This is a genomic window from Microbacterium sp. (genome assembly GCF_043427715.1).
GTDB lineage: Bacteria > Actinomycetota > Actinomycetes > Actinomycetales > Microbacteriaceae > Microbacterium.
Map to the genome: position 1 here is coordinate 1 of NZ_JBHWTD010000084.1, position 19,966 is coordinate 19,966.

22 protein-coding genes and 1 riboswitch are annotated in these 19,966 nt (G+C 71.5%); of the genes, 15 read left to right on the forward strand and 7 right to left on the reverse strand.

Annotated features, from left to right (window positions below; translation table 11 throughout):
- Positions 1-1,382: SPFH domain-containing protein (locus ACHFGS_RS08800; protein WP_394289371.1), on the reverse strand; the 1,382-nt coding region annotated here is incomplete at its 3' end.
- Positions 1,383-1,618: 236 nt separating this feature from the next.
- Here ACHFGS_RS08800 and ACHFGS_RS08805 point away from each other — a divergent pair.
- Positions 1,619-3,007 carry a glycine--tRNA ligase gene (locus tag ACHFGS_RS08805; protein WP_394279817.1) on the forward strand — a complete coding sequence of 463 codons (1,389 nt, stop codon included), beginning with the start codon at positions 1,619-1,621 and terminating at the stop codon, positions 3,005-3,007.
- A gap of 111 nt (positions 3,008-3,118) precedes the next feature.
- Here ACHFGS_RS08805 and ACHFGS_RS08810 read toward each other — a convergent pair whose 3' ends face one another.
- Together ACHFGS_RS08810 and ACHFGS_RS08815 are read right to left on the reverse strand one after the other, a co-directional pair.
- The gene (locus ACHFGS_RS08810) at positions 3,119-3,544 is read right to left on the reverse strand and encodes a DUF1801 domain-containing protein (protein WP_394279814.1); all 426 of its coding nucleotides are present in this window, start codon (positions 3,542-3,544) and stop codon (positions 3,119-3,121) included.
- Positions 3,545-3,561: 17 nt separating this feature from the next.
- Complete coding sequence (locus tag ACHFGS_RS08815) at positions 3,562-4,137, reverse strand: HhH-GPD-type base excision DNA repair protein (RefSeq protein ID WP_394279816.1); 576 nt, start codon at positions 4,135-4,137, stop codon at positions 3,562-3,564.
- A gap of 62 nt (positions 4,138-4,199) precedes the next feature.
- Here ACHFGS_RS08815 and ACHFGS_RS08820 point away from each other — a divergent pair, with 62 nt between their 5' ends.
- From ACHFGS_RS08820 to ACHFGS_RS08845, 6 genes are all read left to right on the forward strand, one after another.
- Positions 4,200-5,624 carry a protoporphyrinogen/coproporphyrinogen oxidase gene (locus tag ACHFGS_RS08820; protein WP_394279813.1) on the forward strand — a complete coding sequence of 475 codons (1,425 nt, stop codon included), beginning with the start codon at positions 4,200-4,202 and terminating at the stop codon, positions 5,622-5,624.
- Positions 5,625-5,706: 82 nt separating this feature from the next.
- On the forward strand, positions 5,707-6,096 hold the full coding sequence (locus ACHFGS_RS08825) for a hypothetical protein (RefSeq protein ID WP_394279812.1): 390 nt from the start codon (positions 5,707-5,709) through the stop codon (positions 6,094-6,096).
- Positions 6,096-6,506, forward strand: a complete 411-nt coding sequence (locus ACHFGS_RS08830) for a phage holin family protein (RefSeq protein WP_394279811.1) — start codon at positions 6,096-6,098, stop codon at positions 6,504-6,506. Before ACHFGS_RS08825 ends, ACHFGS_RS08830 begins: the two co-directional genes overlap by 1 nt.
- Positions 6,496-6,762 (forward strand): hypothetical protein, encoded by a 267-nt coding sequence (locus tag ACHFGS_RS08835; RefSeq protein ID WP_394279810.1) that lies wholly within the window; start codon positions 6,496-6,498, stop codon positions 6,760-6,762. Before ACHFGS_RS08830 ends, ACHFGS_RS08835 begins: the two co-directional genes overlap by 11 nt.
- A gap of 185 nt (positions 6,763-6,947) precedes the next feature.
- The gene (locus tag ACHFGS_RS08840) at positions 6,948-7,778 is read left to right on the forward strand and encodes a uroporphyrinogen-III synthase (RefSeq protein WP_394279809.1); all 831 of its coding nucleotides are present in this window, start codon (positions 6,948-6,950) and stop codon (positions 7,776-7,778) included.
- 93 nt (positions 7,779-7,871) lie between these two features.
- The gene (locus ACHFGS_RS08845) at positions 7,872-8,327 is read left to right on the forward strand and encodes a hypothetical protein (RefSeq protein WP_394279808.1); all 456 of its coding nucleotides are present in this window, start codon (positions 7,872-7,874) and stop codon (positions 8,325-8,327) included.
- A gap of 31 nt (positions 8,328-8,358) precedes the next feature.
- Here ACHFGS_RS08845 and ACHFGS_RS08850 read toward each other — a convergent pair whose 3' ends face one another.
- Positions 8,359-9,189: an ABC transporter permease gene (locus ACHFGS_RS08850; protein ID WP_394279807.1), complete on the reverse strand. Its 831-nt coding sequence runs from the start codon at positions 9,187-9,189 to the stop codon at positions 8,359-8,361.
- Positions 9,186-10,133, reverse strand: a complete 948-nt coding sequence (locus tag ACHFGS_RS08855) for an ATP-binding cassette domain-containing protein (RefSeq protein ID WP_394289372.1) — start codon at positions 10,131-10,133, stop codon at positions 9,186-9,188. The genes ACHFGS_RS08850 and ACHFGS_RS08855 overlap by 4 nt, the downstream gene beginning before the upstream one ends.
- A gap of 95 nt (positions 10,134-10,228) precedes the next feature.
- Here ACHFGS_RS08855 and ACHFGS_RS08860 point away from each other — a divergent pair, with 95 nt between their 5' ends.
- Positions 10,229-11,290, forward strand: a complete 1,062-nt coding sequence (locus ACHFGS_RS08860) for an enoyl-CoA hydratase/isomerase family protein (protein WP_394289373.1) — start codon at positions 10,229-10,231, stop codon at positions 11,288-11,290.
- Positions 11,291-11,302: 12 nt separating this feature from the next.
- Entirely contained in the window at positions 11,303-12,232 is a 930-nt protein-coding gene (locus ACHFGS_RS08865) for a DnaJ domain-containing protein (RefSeq protein ID WP_394280040.1), read from the forward strand.
- A 57-nt stretch (positions 12,233-12,289) separates the two neighbouring features.
- On the opposite strand, the gene ACHFGS_RS08870 is transcribed toward ACHFGS_RS08865, so the two are convergent.
- Positions 12,290-13,828, reverse strand: coding sequence for a hypothetical protein (locus tag ACHFGS_RS08870; RefSeq protein WP_394280041.1), 1,539 nt, complete (start codon positions 13,826-13,828; stop codon positions 12,290-12,292).
- 44 nt (positions 13,829-13,872) lie between these two features.
- A riboswitch (TPP riboswitch) is annotated at positions 13,873-13,982 on the forward strand.
- Between ACHFGS_RS08870 and ACHFGS_RS08875 the strand changes: the two genes are divergently transcribed.
- The 3 genes from ACHFGS_RS08875 to ACHFGS_RS08885 all read left to right on the forward strand — a co-directional run bounded on the left by ACHFGS_RS08875 (position 13,976) and on the right by ACHFGS_RS08885 (position 16,865).
- Positions 13,976-14,608: an ECF transporter S component gene (locus ACHFGS_RS08875; RefSeq protein WP_394280039.1), complete on the forward strand. Its 633-nt coding sequence runs from the start codon at positions 13,976-13,978 to the stop codon at positions 14,606-14,608. (Overlaps the previous riboswitch by 7 nt.)
- 113 nt (positions 14,609-14,721) lie before the next feature.
- Complete coding sequence (locus ACHFGS_RS08880; protein WP_394289374.1) at positions 14,722-16,068, forward strand: ABC transporter ATP-binding protein; 1,347 nt, start codon at positions 14,722-14,724, stop codon at positions 16,066-16,068.
- The gene (locus ACHFGS_RS08885; protein WP_394289375.1) at positions 16,065-16,865 is read left to right on the forward strand and encodes an energy-coupling factor transporter transmembrane component T family protein; all 801 of its coding nucleotides are present in this window, start codon (positions 16,065-16,067) and stop codon (positions 16,863-16,865) included. The genes ACHFGS_RS08880 and ACHFGS_RS08885 overlap by 4 nt, the downstream gene beginning before the upstream one ends.
- Positions 16,866-16,880: 15 nt before the next feature.
- Here the strand turns inward: ACHFGS_RS08885 and ACHFGS_RS08890 are convergent, their stop codons facing one another.
- Positions 16,881-17,378 (reverse strand): GNAT family N-acetyltransferase, encoded by a 498-nt coding sequence (locus ACHFGS_RS08890; protein ID WP_394289376.1) that lies wholly within the window; start codon positions 17,376-17,378, stop codon positions 16,881-16,883.
- A 175-nt stretch (positions 17,379-17,553) separates the two neighbouring features.
- Here ACHFGS_RS08890 and ACHFGS_RS08895 point away from each other — a divergent pair, with 175 nt between their 5' ends.
- The 3 genes from ACHFGS_RS08895 to ACHFGS_RS08905 form a co-directional block, all read left to right on the forward strand.
- On the forward strand, positions 17,554-18,315 hold the full coding sequence (locus ACHFGS_RS08895) for an SDR family NAD(P)-dependent oxidoreductase (RefSeq protein WP_394278930.1): 762 nt from the start codon (positions 17,554-17,556) through the stop codon (positions 18,313-18,315).
- A 14-nt stretch (positions 18,316-18,329) separates the two neighbouring features.
- Positions 18,330-19,100 carry an enoyl-CoA hydratase/isomerase family protein gene (locus tag ACHFGS_RS08900; RefSeq protein ID WP_394278929.1) on the forward strand — a complete coding sequence of 257 codons (771 nt, stop codon included), beginning with the start codon at positions 18,330-18,332 and terminating at the stop codon, positions 19,098-19,100.
- A 115-nt stretch (positions 19,101-19,215) separates the two neighbouring features.
- Positions 19,216-19,966, forward strand: a 751-nt coding sequence (locus tag ACHFGS_RS08905) for an SDR family oxidoreductase (RefSeq protein WP_394289377.1), incomplete at its 3' end; no start/stop codon positions are given.

Below are 19,966 nucleotides of genomic sequence, written 5' to 3' on the forward strand. Positions count from 1 at the left end.
GCCGACGCAGCCGAGCGGCGGCGAAGCGGCGCGGCGTTGTCCTGCTGGAGACCCTGGGCGACGCCGCGGCCGGTGGCCTGGCCCTGGATGATCTGGCGGAGGTCGAGGCCGGTCGCCGCCTGCACGGCGTCGAAGGTGGCACGCATGCTCGACGCGCTCTCCGAGGCCATGTGGCTGGAGGCTCCCTCGCCGCCGAGGACGGTGATCGAGCCGACCTTGTCGAAGCCGCGCGCGAACTCGGTCATGAGTGGCACGAGCGCCTCGATCGCGCGCTGCGCGAGCAGGGCCTCCTGGTTCTGCGCGATGGCGGCGGCTTCGGCCTTGATGGCCTCGGCGCGGGCGTCGCCCTCGACCCGCACGGCGTCGGCGTCGGCCTGGGCGCGCAGACGGGTGGCCTCCGCTTCCTGCGCGGCGATTTGCGCGCGGGCCTCGGCGGCCTTGACCTGGGTGTACGCGTCGGCATCGGCCGAACGCTGGCGCTCGTAGAGCGAAGCGTCGGCGACCTTCTTGACGTCGGCGTCGAGCTGCGCCTGCCGGTTCTCGGCCTGCTGCAGGAGGACGGCCTGCTCGCGTTCGGCGCGGGCGAGAGCCTCGGCCTGCTCGGCCTCGGCGCGGGCGCGGCCGACCTCCGCGGCGGCCGCGGCGGAGTTCTTGTCGTACGCGGTCTGCTCGATGAGGTTGGCCTCGTCGGTGGCGATCTGGCGGGCCTTGACCTCGCGGGCGGCGTTGATGCGGGCCACCTCGGCCTCGCGGCGCACCCGCTCGACCTCGGTCGCGCCGAGGGCGTCGATGTAGCCGTTCTTGTCGGTGATGCCCTGGATCTGGAACGAGTCGAGGATGAGACCCTGCGCGAGCAGGTCGCTCTTGATGCCCTCGGCGATCTGGTCGCTGAGCTTCTGGCGGTCCTTCATGAGCTGCTCGACGGTGAGCGTGGCGACGACACCGCGCAGGGCGCCCTCGAGCTGCTCGGTGGTGAACTGCTCGATCGCGCCATCCTGCGAGAGGAAGCGCTCCGCCGCGCGGCGGACGAACTCGGGGTCGGAGCCGATCTTGACAAGGGCGACACCGCTCACATTCACCGTGACACCGTTCGAGGCCTGTGCCGTCGGCTCCATCTTGATCTGACGGGCGCGGAGCGAGATCATCTCAGCCCGCTGCGTGAGCGGGTTGACGAGCGAGCCGCCGCCGGTGATGACGGAGATCCGCGAGGAGTCGCCCGCCGCGTTCTTCTGGCTCTTGCCGACGACCACGAGAGCCTGGTCGGCCTTGGCGACCTTGTACCAGGCCCGCAGGATGATCATCAGGATCACGATGAAGACGATGACGGCGACGACGATGACGCCGCCGATCACGAGTGCTCCGCCGGCGATGAGTGCTTCCATGAGTTTTGAATCCCCCGATGTCGTCCGCGCCGCTCCGGCATGCTTTCGACGCTATACGTTCGCCTCCGGATTGACGAGGTCCGATCCGGATGCCGCGCACTCCCCGACCGCAGGCCGAGGTCGACCGCGACGCGCCCCCGGAGCGCCCGCGCGCGGCGGATAGACTTGACGGATGCCGCCTGGGTGCGGCATCCGCGAAATTCCCGCACTTCTCCCTCCCGACCATTGGAGCCACCGTGGCCGAGCAGTCTCGCCTCGACAAAGTCATCGCCCTCGCCCGTCACCGCGGGTTCGTGTTCCAGGCGGGCGAGATCTACGGCGGATCGCGTTCGGCGTGGGACTACGGCCCCCTCGGCACGGAGCTGAAGGAGAACATCCGCCGGCAGTGGTGGCAGACGTTCGTGCGCGGCCGTGGCGACATGGTCGGCCTCGACTCCTCCGTCATTCTCCCCAAGCGCGTCTGGGAGGCGTCGGGTCACGTCGCGACCTTCGTCGACCCGCTGGTCGAGTGCCTGCAGTGCCACAAGCGCTTCCGCGAGGACACCCTCATCGAGGACTTCGAGGCGCGCAAGGGCCGCACGGCCGAGAACGGCCTGGGGGATGTGCCCTGCCCGAACTGCGGCACGAAGGGCAACTACACCGAGCCGAAGTCGTTCTCGGGCCTCGTGAAGACCTACCTCGGCGTCACGGGTGACGAGAGCGGCCTGCACTTCCTGCGCCCCGAGACGGCGCAGGGCATCTTCGTGAACTTCTCGAACGTGCTCACCGCGTCGCGCAAGAAGCCGCCGTTCGGCATCGGCCAGGTCGGCAAGGCGTTCCGCAACGAGATCACGCCCGGAAACTTCATCTTCCGTACGCGCGAGTTCGAGCAGATGGAGATCGAGTTCTTCACGCCGCCCGCTGAGGCCACGGAGTGGTTCGAGCACTGGGTGAAGGCGTGCTGGGACTGGTTCATCGACCTCGGCATCGACCCCGAGAACATGCGCCAGTTCGATGTTCCCGACGAGGACCGCGCGCACTACTCGGCCGGCACCATCGACGTCGAGTACCGCTTCGGCTTCACCGGCAAGGAGTGGGGCGAGCTCATGGGTGTCGCCAACCGCACCGACTACGACCTGTCCTCGCACATCGAGGCGTCGGGCACGAAGCTCACCTACTTCGACCAGGCCTCGGGCGAGACGTACGTGCCGTACGTCATCGAGCCCTCGTTCGGTCTCACCCGCGCCATGATGGCGTTCCTCGTCGACGCGTACCGCGAGGAGGAGGTGCCGAACGCGAAGGGCGGCACCGACACCCGCACAGTGCTCGGGCTCGACCCGCGCCTCGCGCCCGTCAAGGTCGCCGTGCTGCCGCTGAGCCGCAACGAGCGTCTCTCGCCGCTGGCCCGCCAGGTCGCTGACGAGCTGCGCGCGAACGGCTGGAACATCGACTTCGACGACGCCGGCGCGATCGGTCGCCGTTACCGCCGCCAGGACGAGATCGGCACGCCGTTCTGCGTCACCGTCGACTTCGACTCGCTCGACGACAACGCCGTGACGATCCGCGACCGCGACACGATGGCGCAGGAGCGCGTGCCGCTCGAGCAGCTGCAGGCGTGGCTCACCCCGAAGCTCCGCGGCGCCTGATCCGAGCGGATGCCGCAGCGCCCCGACCCAGCACTCGCGCGGTGTGGTCGAGGCCGGTGCCGTCGGTGGGCCCCGGCCGTCCGGCCGGCCTCGCGCGGCGCGGCCACGTCGTCAGTCGAGGATGGTGATCTCCGCACTGGGCAGGTCGCCGGCCATTGTCCGCCGGTGGCATTCGACGAGGATGCGCCGGAGCACGTCCTGGTCGACCGCCGCGAGGTCCTTGATGTACAGGCAGCTGGCTCCGATGGTGTGCGGGCCGAGCTCCGCCATCAGCTCGGGGTACCCGTCGGCACGGTCGAGGTAGATCGTGGTCGAGGCTTTCCGCGGCGAGAAGCCGAGGACCGGCACGTCGCCTTCGGTCCCGGTGGGGTAGCGGTAGTGGCAGGCACCGAACCCGATGATCGAGGCCGACCACATCTCGGGTTCGCGCCCCGAGATGTCGCGCATCATCGCGACGACGGTCTCGGCATCCGTTCGCCGCTTGGCGGGCGTGACCTGTGCGACGAACTCATCGACGCTGCGTCCGGTCTTCTCCATCTGCCCGCTCCGCCGTCTCAGCCCTTGGCTTCTTTTGCGGCGGCCTTCGCTGCGCGCTTGTGCTCGCGCACCTTGGTGAGCGACTCGGGCGAGACGATGTCGGCCACCGAGCGGAATGAGCCCTCTTCGCCGTAGGCTCCTGCCGCCTCGCGCCAGCCGGCGCCCGTGAACCCGTACTGCTTGCCGAGCAGGGCGAGGAAGATGCGGGCCTTCTGGTCACCGAATCCGGGCAGCGCCTTCAGACGCTTCAGGACGGTCTTGCCGTCGGGGTCGCCCTGCGTCCACAGCGCCGACGCGTCGCCGCCCCACTCGTCGACGAGGGTCTGGCACAGCGCCTGCACCCGCCCCGCCATCGAGCCCGGGAAGCGGTGCACCGCGGGGGTCTGCGCGAACATGGCCGCGAACTCGTCGGGGTCGGATGCCGCGATGGCCTCCGCCGACAGTCCGCCGGTTCGCTCCTGGATCTTCAGCGGCCCCACGAACGCGGTCTCCATCGCGATCTGCTGGTCGAGCAGCATGCCCACGAGGAGCGCCAGCGGATTCTCGGTCAGGAGGGCATCGGCGGCAGGGTCATCGGTGATGTGCAGGGCCATGCCGTCCATGATCCCACCTCCTCTCGGCGGGGACAGAAGCACGGTGCGGGAGGATGGATGCCATGAGCTCCGAAGCCGCCGCTGATCTCGTCTCCCAGGCGCGTCACTCGTCCGTCGTCGTGATCGGCGCGGGGATGGCGGGGCTCGTCGCCGCCCTGGAGTGCGCTCGGGTCGGCATGCCCGTGACCCTGCTGGAATCGAGCGACCGTGCCGGTGGCCTTGCCTCGTCGACGGAGTTGGACGGCGAGCGCGTCGACACCGCGGCCGACGGCTTCCGTGACGCTCCCGGCGCGCTCTCGAAGCTCCTCGCCGACCTCGGCCTGAGCGAGAAGATCGTGCCGGCTCGGGACGCGGAAACCTGGGTCGCGGGGGCGCACGGGGTGGCGCCGTTGCCGGAGGCGAGCCTCCTCGGCATCCCGACCAATCCGTTCGACGAGCGCACGCGCCGCATCATCGGATGGTCGGGTGCATGGCGCGCGTATCTCGACCGCCTGCGCCCGCCGCTCACGATCGGCACGACCCGCAGCCTGGGCGAGCTCGTCCGCGCCCGCATGGGGGAGAAGGTCGCCGACCGCATGGTCGCGCCGCTGACCTACGGCGTCCACGGCATCGCCCCCGAGAAGGTCGACGTCGATCGCGCCGTGCGCGGGCTCAGTGCGGCGCTGACCCGGACCGGATCGCTCTCGGGCGCCGTCGCGCAGCAGGCCGACGCCGCGACCGCGGCACGGGCGACCCTCGACGGGGGTATGTCGACGCTCATCGACGCGCTCCTCGAGCGCCTCGAAGAGCTCGACGTCGACGTCCGCCGGAACACCGCGGCCACCGCACTCACGGCCACGCCCGAAGGCTGGACCGTCACGACGACCTCCGTGACGGCCGATGAGACGGATGCCGCGGAGGGCCTCGACGCCTCCGCGGTCATCGTCGCGACGCCCGAAGCGCCCGCCCGCGCCCTTCTCGCACCGCACCTCCCCGACCTGTTCGCGGGCACTCTGTCCCCGGCCGACGTCGACGTCGTCACCCTGGTGCTCGACGCCCCCGCCCTCGACGCCGCGCCGCGTGGCCACGCCGTCTACGCAGCCGAGGGCACTGCGCTCTCGGTCGTCCACGCCACGGCGACCTGGCCGCACGACCCCGGGACGCCCCACATCGTCCGGGTGCAGCTGCCCGCCACCGACCGGTCGGACGAGACGGTCATCGCCGAAGCGGGGGCCGCGGCGACGGAACTGCTCGGCGTCGACCTCGGGGCGCCGCGCGCCGCGCACCGCCGCCGGGTGCCGCGAGCGCTCCCGGCATCCGCTCTCTCGCCCGAACGCGAGGATGTGCGCGCGGTCTGCCGGCAGGCGAGCCACCTGGGCGTGGTCGGTGCGTGGATCGGGGGCAACGGACTGACTCGCGTCGTCGAGGATGCGTCGGCCGAGGCCGAGCGGGTTCGGTCGGCGCTGCTGTGGGGGAGCGCCGGCGAGGATGCCCCTCCCGCCGGGTGATGTCAAGGGTAGATACCGCGATCGGCATGCCCCGTTACGCTAGGTCTTCGGCACCACATCGCTTTCAACGTGAGGAATCGCCATGAAGGGCAAGATCGGAATCGTCGTCGGACTCACCGCGGGGTACGTGCTCGGTGCGCGCGCCGGACGTGAGCGGTACGAGCAGATCAAGGACGCCTACCTCAAGGTCTACAACACCCCCGGCGTGCAGAAGCAGGTCGACAAGGTCTCCGACCTCGGGAAGTCGGCCGCATTCTCGGTCCCCAGCGTCCTGTGGGACAGCGCCGTCAAAATCACCCGCGCCGTCACCACGAAGGGCAGCCCGGGCCAGAAGCTCGACGCCGCCCTCGATGTCAGCCGTGACGCAGCAGAAGACGTGAAGGATGCCGCGGAGGAGACGGTCGAGTCCGTCAAGGACGCGACGCGCGGCACCAAGACCGCGGGCGCGAAGAAGCCCTCGGCATCGGCATGATGAGCACGCCCCGAGGGTTCCGGGACCGCCGCGACGACTCTCTGATGTCGCTCGTGGGCGAGCTCCCCCAACTCGTCCGCAACCTCATCACCGCCGAGATCAACGCGGCCAAGACGTGGGCCGCGCGAACGGGCAAGGACGCCGGCATGGTCGGCCTCTGGTTCGTGCTCGCGCTGTTCGTCCTGTTCTGGACGATCCCCGCGATCGGCGCCTTCACGATCATCGGACTGTCGTCGTGGATCGCCCCGTGGCTGGCCGCACTGATCCTCGTCGGACTCGGCCTCGTGATCGTCGTCATCCTCGCCCTGCTCGGCTTGGCGCGCGTGAAGAAGATGTCGAACCGTGAGAACCCCGCGTCGGCCCTGTCGACCGACGCCCGCATCGTCAAGGAGGTCGCTGATGAGTTCTGAGCTTCCCCGCACTGCCGTCCCCTACGGAATCGCCGACCCGGTCGAACGCGCCCGCACCGAGCTGAAGGCCGCACTCCACGCGATCGAGGAGAAGGCCAACGTCCCCAAGCGCGCCGCGAAGGCCACCGAGCGCGCCGCGGTATCCGCCCGCGACTACGCACACCGCAACCCGACGGGCGCGGCCATCGCCGCCGTCGGCGTCGCATTCGCTGTCGGCGCTCTTGTCTGGGGAGCCGTCCGCCTCTACACCCGCTGAGCTCACCCGCCTGATCGTCTGCCCCTCCCGGCGCTCCGGGCGGGGGTATGCTCGAACCCAGGCAGCGGCGATGAGGCATATGCTGCCGGCGATGCGATCCTGATCCGCGCACCCGCGCGCCGTGGTCGTGACCGTCGGCCGCCTCGTACTGAGGGCGGCCGACTGCCTACACCGAGAGTCGAGCCATGAACACACCAGCTGCGGGTTCCGCACCGAAGCCCCTCCGGGGCTGGCGTGTGCTGGTCCCCCGCGGCGGTCCATGGGGTGACAGCGTCGCCGCGGCGCTGCGCGCGCAGGGAGCGGTGCCCGTCATCGCACCCCTCATCAACTTCGCTCCCTCCGAGGATCCGACGAGCCTCGAGGAGGCGCTCCGGGAGCTCGCGCAGGGCGCGTTCGACTGGGTGACCCTGACGAGCTCGACGACCGTCGATGTCCTCCACGCCTATCGCGCCGTCATCCCCGCGAACACCCGTGTCGCGGCCGTCGGTGAGACGACCGCCGCCGCACTGAACGCCGTGGGTTACCGCGTCGACCTGGTGCCCGATGAGGACAACTCAGCCGCCGGCATGGCCTCGCAGCTCATCGCACTCGAGCCGGAGCCGATCCGCGTGCTCACCCTCCGCAGCGAGCTCGCCAAGCCCGTCCTCACCCGTCTCCTCGCCGAGGCCGGCCACGACGTCCGAAGCGTCGTCGCGTACCGCACCGTCGGCGTCCCGGTCACCGAGAAGATCGCCGGCGACGTCAGGTCGGGCCGGATCAACGCCATCCTCGTCACCAGTGGGTCGGTCGCCGAGCAGGTCCAGGAGCAGTTCTCCGAGATCCCTGCCGAGACCGTCATCGCCGCGATCGGTCCGCGCACCGCGAAGGACGCACGTCGCGCCGGCCTCGGGGTGAGCGTCGTCGCGAAGGAGCAGAGCGTCGCCGGCCTCATCAGCGCCGTCGCACAGTTCCCGCTGCCGCACGCCGCCGACGAGTTCGCTCCTCCCACCGGCGCCATCCCGCGCATCCGCGGCTGAGGTCGACGCATCCCGTCGTGATCGGCCGGGTCGAGATCGGATCGTTGCGCCGCGGCATCCCTCAGCGACTGTTGGTTTTGGCAGACTGAGGTCATGGTCACCCTGCTGCTGGACTCGAAGCGACTGGAGGTCGCACTCTCGGCGACCGAACGTGCGCTGTCGTTCCGCCGCGAACCCGTGCGGGTGGACCGCACCCACATCACCAAGGTGCAGCTCGTCGACGATCCGTGGGGCTGGCTGCGCGGCGTCGCGACGCCGGGCACCGTCATCCCGCGCACGATCGCGATGGGCCGGTGGCGTTCAGCCGGGGGTGACGACTTCGTCCTCGTGCGTCGCCGCCGGGCGTCGGTGGTCATCGATCTCGAGGGCGACCCCGAGTTCCAGCGCCTCGTGCTCACGACCCGCCACGGGCTCGCGCTCGTGCAGGCGCTCCGCCTCGAGGTCGAGGATGAGCCCGTCGACGTCGTCTCCCTGACGACCACCGAGGTCCCCGTCATCCGGCCCGCTCGGCCGACGCGCGCCCCCGCTCGCCGGCCCGCTCAGGCCTGACGGCCCGGCAGGCCGCCCGAACGAGTGCCCATCAGGCGACGTCGCGCCGCCAGCTCGTGATGTGCCCGAGCGTGACGAGCACGACCGCATAGCCGAGCAGCACCAGACCGCTCGCCCACCAGGCGAGTTCGAGGCCTTCGGGCGCCGCCATCCCCGGGATCGAGGTGTACAGGCTCGCGCCGACGAGGCCGTCCGACGCGGCGCCGGGCAGGAACGCGGTGACGTTCGACACCCCCTCCACGAACGAGGAGACGGTCCGCCCGATCGGCTCGACGAACTGCGTGAACGCGAGCACGATGACGATCGCGGCGACCTGGTTGCGCACGAGCGCTCCGACACCGACGCCGATCAGCACCCACAGCACGAACGCGAGCACCATGCGGGCCGTCATGGCCCACGTGTCGACCTGGTCCAGCGCGGCATCGGCGCCGACGGTTGCGAGCGCGATCGCCCCGGGCAGGACGGATGCCACGACGGCGACGAGGCCGAACAGCGCGCCCACCGGGACGGCCGCCAGCAGTTTGCCGCCGAGCGCCGCGCCGCGGCGCGGGGTCGCGAGGAACGTGGGCGTCAGCGTCTGATGCCGGAACTCGGTGGTCACCATCAGGACGCCGATCAGCAGCGGGATGACGTACCCGATCGCCGTGGCCAGGCTGTAGATGAGCGGCGGGATCGCGTCTTCGGGCAGCGCCAGGGAGGCCGCCTCGCCAGGCAGCGAGCCGGTCGCGCTCGCGGCGAAGACCGCGGCGAGTCCGCCGGCGGTGCTGCCGACGTACAGCAGCAGGACGAGCGCGAGGATCCACCACGTCGAGGTGGACAGCAGCTTCGAGATCTCGGCGCGGGCCGCGCGGATCACGGTCATCGTGCGTCTCCCTCCGTCGCGGGGGCGGTATCGGCGCGCACGGGGGTGCTCGCGTCGTCCTGGACCAGGTCGAGGAAGACCTCCTCGAGCCCGCGGCCGCGCCGCTGCAGGTGGGAAAGGGCGATGCCCGCGGATGCCGCGAGCGCGCCGACCTGCACCGGGTCGGCATCCTTCACCGCGAAGCCCGTGCGCAGGGTGTCGGGTTCGTGGCCCGCGGCGCGCAGGGCGGCCAGCAGGGCGGGGCGATCGGGGGAGTCCACGATCGTCGCCGACTGCTCGCCCTCGGTGAGTCCCGCCACGGTGCCCTGATAGACCAGGCGCCCGCGCGCGATGACGAGAAGAGCATCGGCGCTCTGCTGGATCTCGGCGAGCATGTGGGAGGACACCAGGACGGTGCGTCCCTCGGCGGCCAGGGCGCGGAGGAACCCCCGGATCCATTTGATGCCTTCGGGGTCCAGTCCGTTCGTCGGCTCGTCGAGCACCAGGACACCGGGGTCGCCGAGCAGGGTGTAGGCGAGGCCGAGGCGCTGACGCATGCCGAGGGAGTATCCGCCGACTTTGCGGCCGGCGGCATCGGCCAACCCCACCTGACCGAGCACCTCATCGACGCGGCCGGAGGCGATGCCCGCCGCGTGCGCGTAGATGCGCAGGTGCGAGGCGGCGGTGCGTCCGGGGTGAAAGCTCGACGCTTCGAGCGCGGCCCCGACGGTCTGCAGCGGGGCCGGGAGATCGCGGTAGTGCGTGCCGCCGATCGTCGCGGTGCCCGCGGTCGCGCTGATGAGACCGAGGAGGATGCGCAGTGACGTGGTCTTGCCGGCGCCGTTCGGGCCGAGGAAGCCGGTCACGACTCCCGGTTCGATGCGCGCGCTGAGGTCATCGACGGCGGTGACGGCGCCGAAGCGCTTCGTGACGCCGGCGAATTCGAGGATGTGACCTTCGGGCACGGCGATACCTTTCGTCGGGGGCTCGGCTCCATCCTGGCCGATCCCTCGCCCCCGCGCCGGGTCGACGCCCCGGTGCGGGCGGTAACGTTGCCCGAGTGACGAACGCCGCGGCATCCTCCCTTCAGGTGCGAACCGACGGCAGCGTCGGTCGCGTGACCCTCGATCGCCCCCGCGCGATCAACGCCGTCGACCATGACATGATCACCGGCATCGCCGCCGCGCTCGCGCAGTGGCGCGACGACCCGGACGTGCGCATCGTGCTGCTCGACGGGGCGGGGGAGCGCGGCTTCTGCGCCGGTGGCGACGTGCGGGGGCTGCGGGAGCAGGTGCTCTCCGGTGACGCTGCTGCCGCGATGGGGTTCTTCCGGGCGGAATATGCCCTGAACGCCGCGATCGCCGAGTACCCGAAGCCGGTCGTCGTCTTCGCCGACGGCATCACGATGGGTGGCGGGATCGGTCTCGCCGGTCACGCCGCGGTGCGCGTGGTGACCGAGCGCTCGCAGCTCGCCATGCCCGAGACGCGCATCGGCTTCACTCCCGACGTCGGCGGCTCGTGGCTGCTCGCGCAGGCACCGGGCCGCCTCGGCGAGTATCTCGGCGTCACGGGCGGGACGATGGATGCCGCGGACGCCATCCACGCGGGCTTCGCCGACGTGCTGGTGCCCGCCGACCGCCTGGGTGATCTGCACCACGCGCTGATCACCCGCGCCGACCCGCAGACTCCCACGGAGATCGCGATGCTGTTCGATGAGACGCCCGGCCCTTCCGGCCTCGCCGCGAAGCAGGTCTGGATCGACGACGCGTTCGCCGCCGACACCGTGCCCGAGATCGTGGCGCGGCTGCGGGCGCGGGACGAGCCGGACGCTGCGGCGACCGCCGACGTCATCGAGGCGCTGTCGCCGGTCGCGGTGACGGTGACCCTCGCCGCCGTCCGCGCCGCGCGCGCCCTCCCGGGTCTTCGGGCCGCGCTCGCGCAGGAGTACGGGCTCGTCGAGTGGTTCGCGACGACCCAGCCCGACCTCCTCGAAGGCATCCGCGCGCAGCTGGTCGACAAGGACCGTTCGCCGTCGTGGCGTCCCGCGACCCTCGCGGGGGTGCCCGAGGGTCTCGGTGAGCGGGCCCTCGCGCACGTTCCGGCCGTGCCGCTGTGGTCGTGACCGGAGCCTGACGTGTTCGACAGCCCGCTCTCCGCGTCCGCCTACGACGTGCTCGGCGTCACGCCCGACGTCTCCGACGAGGACTTGCGCAAGGCGTACCGGCTGCGCCTGCGACAGACCCACCCCGACACGGGCGGCGACGCCGCCGTGTTCGTGCAGGTGCAGCGTGCGTGGGACCTCGTCGGCACACCTGACGCGCGCGCGTCGTACGACCGCGGGCACGGGTTCGGCGACGACGCGGCATCCTTCGCCCCGGATGCCCCGCAGTGGCGTCCGCCGTCCCGCTCCGCCGACACCCGGCCGAAGGCCCGCTCGTTCGGGCAGCCCGGCGGGTGGCGCCGCGAGCGGTATCTGACACTCATCCGCGAGTGGGCCGGGCGCGGCGTCGACCTGCCCGATCCGTACGATCCCGCCCTGGTTCGCAGCGCCCCGCACGAGGTGCGGCGCCTCCTCGCCGACGCGCTCGCCGAGGAGGCGACCGCCCGCATCGTCGCGGAGCTCGGCATGGGGTACACCGTGTGGCACGACGTGGCCGCCGATCCGCGCGATCCTGACGCGAAGCTCGACCACATCGTGCTCGGGCCGAGCGGTCTGTACGCGGTGCTGTCCGAGGACTTCGGGGCGCCGGTGCGCACCCGCCGCGGCGAGCTGATCGGCGATGCGGTGACCGGGTCGCCGGTGGCGCACCTCGTGCTGACCGCGCGGGGCCTCGGTCGCGCCGCGAAGGTGAAGTTCAGCGGCGCGATCGTGGTACTCCCCGATGACGACGTGTCGGTCGTCATCGACGAGCTCGGACGGGTGAAGGGGCTCCCGGTCGCGGTCGTCGGCCGTGCGGCTCTCGCGACGGTCCTGCGCCGCGGCATCACCGGCGCGCGCGAGATCGGCGGCAACGAGCTGTTCGACGTGCGGACCCGGCTGCAGCAGATCGTGCGCTTCGCCTGATCGCCCGGTCGCGGGCTGCTCATTCGGGGGTCAGCCTGGTCAGCCTGAACAGCCTGGTCAGCCGGTGATGCCCAGCAGATCGAGCGGGTGCGTCAGTCGCCACCAGGCGCCCGGGCCGGGCAGGTCGGATGCCAGGTCGACGCCGACCTCCGCGGTCCCGGCGGGTCCCGTGAGGGTGAGTGTGCCGGCCTCGTCGCCCGCCGAGCGATCGTCGCCCAGCGCGTAGTCCGCTTCGGGCTCGGCCGTCGCGCCGTTCCACAGCAGCAGCGTCGCATCGGCGTCGGTGACCAGCTCGGTCTGCGCGCCCCACGCGGTCGTGACGTTCGCGACGACGGTGCCCGCAGCGAGCGTCGCTGTCGCATCGAGCCCCGCGGTCGCGGCATCCAGGAGCCGGTCCGCCTCGCTCACCCGCAGATCATCGGTGGGTTGGCCGGTGACGGCGGCGAAGACCGTGAGCTCCTGCCCGTTGACGGTGGCGGTGCGGGCGGCGAGCAGGTTGTAGTTGCCGGCGTAGCTGCCCGTCTTCACGCCGATGACGCCGTCCTCGCCGAGCAGCTCGTTCGTGTTCTCGATCGTGCCGGCGCCCGGCAGTTCGGCGTCTTCGGTCGCCACGATCTGGGCGATGACGGGGTGGGCGAGCGCCCGTTCGGCGAGGGCGATCATTGCCGCCGGGGCCGCCTCGTTGCCGCGGTCGAAGCCCGACGCGTCGGTCACCGTGATCTCGCCCAGGCCGTTCTCGTCCAGCCAGGCGTTGGCGGCCGTCGTGTACTCCTCGACGGAGCCGAACGTCTCGGTCGCGAGGCGGTCGGCGTAGTTGCTCGCGGAGGCGATGAGGATGCCCTGGAGCATCTCGTACTGCGTGAGCGACCCGCCGTCGGGAACGTTGAGAGCCGACTGGTTGCCGGCGATGTAATCCCAGTACTCACTGCGGTCTGCGAAGGTGAACTCGTACTCCGGTCCCGGCTCGTCGGGCTCGAGCGGGAGCTCGTCGAGGATGACGAGGGCGGTCACGAGTTTGGTGATGCTCGCGAGCTGGTCGGGGTCGGTGGTGGATGCCGCGGGCGTGAATCCCGACACCGACACCGCACCGGTGCCCGCTTCGGGCCATTCCAGCTCGGCGCTCGCCCCCGTCAGCGGGGTGACTTGCGCGTCGGTGACGGTCGGAGCGACCGCGCCGAGCGGCCAGAGCAGCATCGCCGCGACGTAGACGACGGCGACTGTCACGACGGCGATCGCGGGGAAGACGACGACGCGCGCATCGAAGCGGCGTCGTGCGCGCAGCGGCGGCAGCAGTTCGAATCCGGACGTCTGAGGGCGGGGTTCGGGGGAGAGTGCGTCGGGGTCCACCCATGCGAGCGCGGTGCGGTCGGTCACCGGCTTCGTCAGGGCCTCCGCCACGAGTGGCGACGCCGGCAGCGGCGACGGCTCGTTCAGTCGCGACGGCTTCGCGGGTTCAGCGTGCTCGTCCGGGCTCCGCGGGGTCTCGACCTCGGCGGTGTCGCCGGTGGGCTCGGCAGGGGTGGACCGATCGTCCCGCGCCGGCGAGGCGGCACGGGCGCGGAGTTCGCGGCGCGTGAGGGGCGTTGCGTCTTCCATGGTCACTGATCAACGGTAGCGCGCCCGGGCGTTGGCTATACTCGTCGGACAACCACGGGAGTCCGGTGAGCCGGGCTGAGAGGAAGCGATCCACGCTTCGACCGTCGAACCTGATCCGGATCATGCCGGCGCAGGGAGGAGATACGAATGCACGCGTCCACGCACGCACCCGCCCCCACGTCCACCGTCTCGCGGTACCGCTGGCGGGTCGTCGACATCGTCGTCGCCAGCGTCCTCGGCGTCGCCGTCGGCTTGCTGTTCTGGGTCTGGAACACGGTCGGCTACGGCTGGTTCACGGTGATGGATGCCGTGACCCCCGGCTTCGGCGGCATCGCCGTCGGCATCTGGCTGATCGGCGGGGTCATCGGCGGCCTCGTGATCCGCAAGCCCGGTGCCGCCCTCCTCGTCGAGGTCGTGGCGGCGATCGTGTCGATGCTCATCGGCAATGTGTGGGGAGTCTCGACACTTCTGTCCGGCCTTGCACAGGGCCTCGGGGCGGAGCTCATCTTCCTGCTCTTCCTGTATCGCCGCTTCTCGCTCCCCGTCGCCGCGCTCGCCGGCCTCGGCGCGGGCCTCGGCGCCTGGCTCTTCGAGTTCCTCTACGGATCGACCCCCAACATCCTCCGTACCCTCGAGTTCAACCTCATCTACCTGGGTGCCGTCGCGATCTCCGGCGTCGTGCTGGCAGGCGTGCTCGGCTGGTTCCTCGTGCGGGCCCTTGCGGCGACCGGCGCGCTCGGCCGGTTCGCGGCCGGCCGCGAGCAGCGGGAAGAGATCTGACCGCGGAGGGCCACCCTGCCGGCGTCCGGGCGCGAGGCTGGGGCTGGCGCTATGCCGGTCGCCGGCTCTCGGCCGTCAGCGACGTCACGATCGACATCGCGCCGGGGGAGCGGGTGCTCCTGCTGGGGGCGTCGGGATCGGGCAAGTCCACTCTGCTCGCCGGGATCGCGGGCCTGCTCGGCGGAGACGATGAGGGCGAGGTCACCGGGTCCATCGAGGTCGACGGCGCGCATCCGTCCGCGCAGCGAGGTCGCGTCGGGCTCGTGCTGCAGGACCCGGATGCCGGGGTCGTGCTGTCCCGCGTCGGCGATGACGTCGCCTTCGGCTGCGAGAACCTCGGCGTACCTCCGGCGGAGATCCCCGCGCATGTGGCTGCGGCCCTCGACGCCGTCGGGCTCGACGTGCCGCTGGACCGCGCGACGGCGCACCTGTCGGGCGACCAGAAGCAGCGGCTCGCGATCGCGGGGGTCCTCGCGATGCGGCCAGGGCTCCTCCTCCTCGACGAGCCGACGGCGAACCTCGACCCCGACGGGGTGAGAGAGGTGACGGATGCCGTCGCGCGCGCTGTCACCGAGGCGGGCACGACCCTCGTGGTCATCGAGCACCGCACCGAGGTGTGGCTGCCGCTCATGACGCGGGTCATCGTGCTCGCCGAGGGCGGCGGCATCCTCGCCGACGGGGCGCCCGCGGAGGTGTTCGGCGCTCATGCCGACGAGCTCCTGGCCGCCGGGGTCTGGGTGCCGGACCGACCCGTCGACCTGCCCGTGCTGCCGGTCGCCGCCGTCGACGCGCCCGCGGCGCTCGAGACCCGAGGCCTCGCCGTAGCGCGCGATGGACGCACCGTCGTTCGGGCGGGGATCGACCTGCGGGTGCCGGCGGGCGCGGCATCCGTCATCACCGGACCCAACGGCGTCGGCAAGTCGACTCTCGCGCTCACCCTCGCGGGTCTCCTGCCCGAGAACGCCGGCACGGTCGAGGCCGTCGGCCTGCCGCCCGGGCGCCGGGGCACGCGGCCCTCGCGCTGGCGCTCGCCGGAGCTGCTGACGCGCATCGGCACGGTCTTCCAGGACCCGGAGCACCAGTTCCTCACCGCGACCGTCCGCGACGAACTCGCGGTGGGCCCTCGCGCCCTGAAGCTGCCCGCCGATGAGGTCGACGCGCTCGTCGACGACCTGCTCGAGCGTCTCGGTCTGACCGCCCTCGCCCGTGCCAACCCCTTCACCCTCTCGGGTGGGCAGAAGCGGCGGCTGTCGGTGGGCACGGTGCTCGCGACCGCGCCCGACGTCGTCGTCCTCGACGAACCCACGTTCGGGCAGGACCGGCGCGGCTGGGCGAGTGTCGTCGGTCTGCTTCAGGAGCAGATCCGTTCGGGGCGCACGGTCATCGCAGTGACGCACGACGCCGAGGTCGCGCGGCACCTCGGCGGTCAGCGCATCGAGCTTCTGGCGGTGGCCTCGTGACCGTCCCCACCCCTCCCGCTGCCGACGCGGTTCCGCGTGGTACCGCCTGGCTCGACGGCGTGAACCCGGCGACCCGGGTGCTGCTCGCACTGCTGCTGTCGCTCCCGCTGCTCGCGACGATCGACCCCGTGAGCGGGCTCGCCGCCGTCGCGCTGCAGCTGCTCTGCCTGCCGCTCACCGGGCTGCGACTCGGCGCGGTGCTGCGACGCCTGCTGCCGGTGCTGCTGCTCGTCCCTGTCGCCGGGCTGAGCATGCTGCTCTACGCCGAGCCGGGCGGGCGGGTCTACGCCTCGTTCTGGCTCGCGACGATCAGCGACGACTCGATCGCACTCGCGTTCGCGGTCGGCGTGCGGATCATCGCCCTCGCGCTGCCGACGATCCTGCTGTTCGGTCGGGTCGATCCCATCGAGCTCGCGGGCGCGCTGGCCCAGGTCTGGCGGCTGCCGTCGCGGTTCGTGCTCGGCGTCCTCGCCGGAACCCGCACGCTCGGGCTGTTCCTCGACGACTGGCGCACGATGTCGCTGGCGCGACGCGCGCGGGGCGTCGGCGACCGCGGCATCCTGCGCCGGTATGCGTCGATGGCGTTCGTGCTCCTCGTCTTCGCGGTCCGCCGCGGCACGCGGCTCGCCACCGCGATGGAGGCGCGCGGGTTCGGCGCTCCGATCGCGCGGACGTGGGCTCGTCCGTCGCGGCTGTCGAGACGGGATGCCGTCGCGATCACCGGCGCGATCGTCCTCGTCGCGCTGGCGCTCGCCGCCGCGGTTGCGGCCGGCACCTTCCGGTTCGTCTGGTCGTGACTTACGGGGCCGCCATCAGAGCGGCAGCGCCATGCAGACCGAGCGCGGCATCGTCTCGGCATACGGCTCGTAGACGGGGATCCGGGCGAACCCCATCGACTCGTAGAGGGCGATCGACTCGGGCTGCGGGATGCCGGTCTGCAGGATGACGCGCGGGGCGCCGCCCTCGCGGGCGCGGTCCAGCGCCGCGGTCATGAGAGCTCGGGCGACGCCCCGCCCCCGCGCGGCGGCGGTGACCATGAGGCGTTTGATCTCCCACTCGTCCCCGAGTCGCCGCAGGATGACGTGACCGGTCGGGGTGCCCGCGGCATCCGTCGACAGCAGCGTCGCGACGACCTGGTGGGGGTGCAGGGCGAGGGCGCGCTGCCGCTCTTCCTGCCGCTCGTCCGGTTCGTCACCGTGGAAGCCGGCGTACCGGGCGTCGAGTTCGGCGTCGAGCTCGCCGCGCAGGGCGACCGCCCGCGGGTCATCCCACGACACCTCGAGGATGGGGAAGGGTGACGCGGCGAGCACCTGTCAAGACTACGAGCGGAAACGGCCCGCAATGTCGGGTGTCGGAGATGCGGGAGGGCATGACCGAGCAGCCGAGTGCGCGCGTCTCGTGGGAAGCGGTAACCTGGTCGGCACACCACCACGTGAGACGCAGTCGCGTCTCATCTGGCACGCGATCCCGTTCGAAGGAGAACGCATGGACATCACCGGCGCGACCGCGCTCATCACGGGAGGCGCGAGCGGCCTCGGCCTCGCGACCGCGCGGCGTCTCGCGGCAGAGGGCGCGCACGTCGTCATCGTCGACCTGCCGAGTTCGGCGGGCGAGTCCGTCGCCGAAGAGCTCGGCGGCACGTTCGCCCCGGCCGACGTGACCGACGAGGCGCAGGTCGTCGCGGCCGTCGCCGCCGCAACCGCCGTCGCCCCGCTGCGGGTCGCCGTCAACTGCGCCGGCATCGCACCGCCCGCAAAGGTCCTCGACCGCGAGGGCAACCCGAGCCCCATCGGGCCGTTCGCGAAGATCATCCAGATCAACCTGATCGGCACCTACACCGTCATCGCGCACGCCGCGGCGGCGATGGCCACGAACGAACCCGGCCCGGACGGCGACCGCGGAGTCATCGTGAACACCGCCTCCGTCGCCGCGTTCGACGGGCAGATCGGTCAGCCCGCGTACTCCGCCTCCAAGGGCGGCGTGCACGCGATGACCCTGCCGGTCGCGCGGGAGCTCGCACGTCACGGCATCCGCGTCTGCACCATCGCCCCCGGGATCATGGAGACCCCCATGCTGATGAGCCTGCCCGAGGCGGCGCAGGCGTCACTCGGCCAGCAGGTGCCGTTCCCCTCGCGGCTCGGCAAGCCCGACGAGTACGCCGCGCTCGTGCAGCACATCGTCGACAACGGCTACCTCAACGGCGAGACGATCCGCCTCGACGGCGCGATCCGCATGGCCCCGAAATGACCGGAGAACAGTCCATGAGCGATTCGATCCTGCTGGAGCGCGACGGTGCGCTGGCGAGGCTGACCTTCAACCGCCCGGCGTCGCTGAACGCCATGGACTTCGAGATGGGCACGCGCTGGCGCGACCTCGCCCACGAGCTCACCTCCGACGACACGGTCGGCGCAATTGTGCTGGATGCCGCGGGCCCGGCGTTCTGCGCCGGTGGCGACGTCGTGCAGATGGCGACCTCGGCGTCGGAAGGTTCCGCGATCACTGCGATGGCCGACGTCATCCACGACGGCATCCGGGCCTTCGTCGAGTCGTCGATCCCGATGGTTGCCTCGGTGCAGGGTGCGGTCGCCGGCGGCGGGCTCGGCCTCATGCTGACGGCGGACTACGTCGTCGCGTCGCCGCGGGCGGTGTTCGTGAGCAAGTACGCGAACATCGGGCTGACGCCCGACCTCGGCGTCTCAACGCTGCTGCCGGCGGCGGTCGGGCAGCGCCGCGCGCTGCAGCTGCTGCTCACCGACCTGACCATCGACGCGGACACCGCCCTCGACTGGGGCCTCGTCGCCGAGGTCGTCGACCAGCCCGGCGACCGGGCCGAGCAGATCGCCCGGTCGTGGCTCGAGGGCGCGACCGGCGCGTTCGGTCAGGCGAAGCGCCTCGTTCGCACGGGTGCGCACCGGCCCTTCGCCGAGAATCTCGGCGACGAGGCCCGCACGATCGGTGCCGCGTTCGACACCGCCGACTCGAAGAACCGCGTGGCGGCTTTCGCCGCGGCATCCCGCACGCCCCGCCACTGACCCGCTCTCGTCCGCATCATGTGCTCTCACCGAAACCACACTCTCTGTTCGTCCGGAGCGTGTGGTGTCGATGACAAGACATGATCTGGGCGAAACGCACACCACGGAGGAACCCATGACAGGAACCGCACCCCTCGCCGGCAAGACCATCCTGATGTCCGGCGGCAGCCGCGGCATCGGCCTCGCGATCGCGCTGCGCGCCGCGCGCGACGGCGCGAACATCGCGCTCATGGCCAAGACCGACACCCCGCACCCCAAGCTCGAGGGCACCGTGCACTCGGCGGCGGAGCAGATCCGCGCCGCGGGCGGCCAGGCGCTCCCGATCGTCGGGGACGTCCGGGAGGATGACGACATCACCGCCGCCGTCATGAAGACGCAGGGCGAGTTCGGCGGCATCGACATCGTCATCAACAACGCGTCGGTCATCGACCTGTCGGGCTCGCTCGACCTCGCCGTGAAGAAGTACGACCTGATGCAGGACGTCAACGTCCGCGGCACGTTTATGCTCTCCCGTGCCGCCCTGCCCATGCTGAAGGAGGCCGCGAACCCGCACATCCTCTCGCTCTCGCCGCCGCTGAACATCTCTCCCAAGTGGCTCGGGGCCCACACCGGCTACACGATGGCCAAGTACGGCATGACGATGGCGACCCTCGGCATGGCCGCGGAGTTCGCGAAGGACGGCGTGGCCGCCAACACGCTGTGGCCGCAGACGACGATCGCCACCGCCGCGGTGCAGTTCGCCCTCGGCGGCGACCGGATGATGAAGGTCAGCCGCACGCCCGAGATCTACGCCGACGCCGCCTACCAGGTGCTGCTGCAGCCGGCCGCGTCGTACACCGGCCAGACGCTGATCGTCGAAGACACAA

What these genes read in the sequence shown, in the direction of transcription:
- ACHFGS_RS08810 (WP_394279814.1), bottom strand. Translation starts at nt 3,544, where the DNA reads ATGGAGAAGACCGGACGCAGCGTCGATGAGTTCGTCGCACAGGTCACG.
- ACHFGS_RS08815 (WP_394279816.1), bottom strand. Translation starts at nt 4,137, where the DNA reads ATGGCCCTGCACATCACCGATGACCCTGCCGCCGATGCCCTCCTGACC.
- ACHFGS_RS08820 (WP_394279813.1), top strand. Translation starts at nt 4,200, where the DNA reads ATGAGCTCCGAAGCCGCCGCTGATCTCGTCTCCCAGGCGCGTCACTCG.
- ACHFGS_RS08825 (WP_394279812.1), top strand. Translation starts at nt 5,707, where the DNA reads ATGAAGGGCAAGATCGGAATCGTCGTCGGACTCACCGCGGGGTACGTG.
- ACHFGS_RS08830 (WP_394279811.1), top strand. Translation starts at nt 6,096, where the DNA reads ATGAGCACGCCCCGAGGGTTCCGGGACCGCCGCGACGACTCTCTGATG.
- ACHFGS_RS08835 (WP_394279810.1), top strand. Translation starts at nt 6,496, where the DNA reads ATGAGTTCTGAGCTTCCCCGCACTGCCGTCCCCTACGGAATCGCCGAC.
- ACHFGS_RS08840 (WP_394279809.1), top strand. Translation starts at nt 6,948, where the DNA reads ATGAACACACCAGCTGCGGGTTCCGCACCGAAGCCCCTCCGGGGCTGG.
- ACHFGS_RS08845 (WP_394279808.1), top strand. Translation starts at nt 7,872, where the DNA reads ATGGTCACCCTGCTGCTGGACTCGAAGCGACTGGAGGTCGCACTCTCG.
- ACHFGS_RS08850 (WP_394279807.1), bottom strand. Translation starts at nt 9,189, where the DNA reads ATGACCGTGATCCGCGCGGCCCGCGCCGAGATCTCGAAGCTGCTGTCC.
- ACHFGS_RS08870 (WP_394280041.1), bottom strand. Translation starts at nt 13,828, where the DNA reads ATGGAAGACGCAACGCCCCTCACGCGCCGCGAACTCCGCGCCCGTGCC.
- ACHFGS_RS08875 (WP_394280039.1), top strand. Translation starts at nt 13,976, where the DNA reads ATGCACGCGTCCACGCACGCACCCGCCCCCACGTCCACCGTCTCGCGG.
- ACHFGS_RS08895 (WP_394278930.1), top strand. Translation starts at nt 17,554, where the DNA reads ATGGACATCACCGGCGCGACCGCGCTCATCACGGGAGGCGCGAGCGGC.
- ACHFGS_RS08900 (WP_394278929.1), top strand. Translation starts at nt 18,330, where the DNA reads ATGAGCGATTCGATCCTGCTGGAGCGCGACGGTGCGCTGGCGAGGCTG.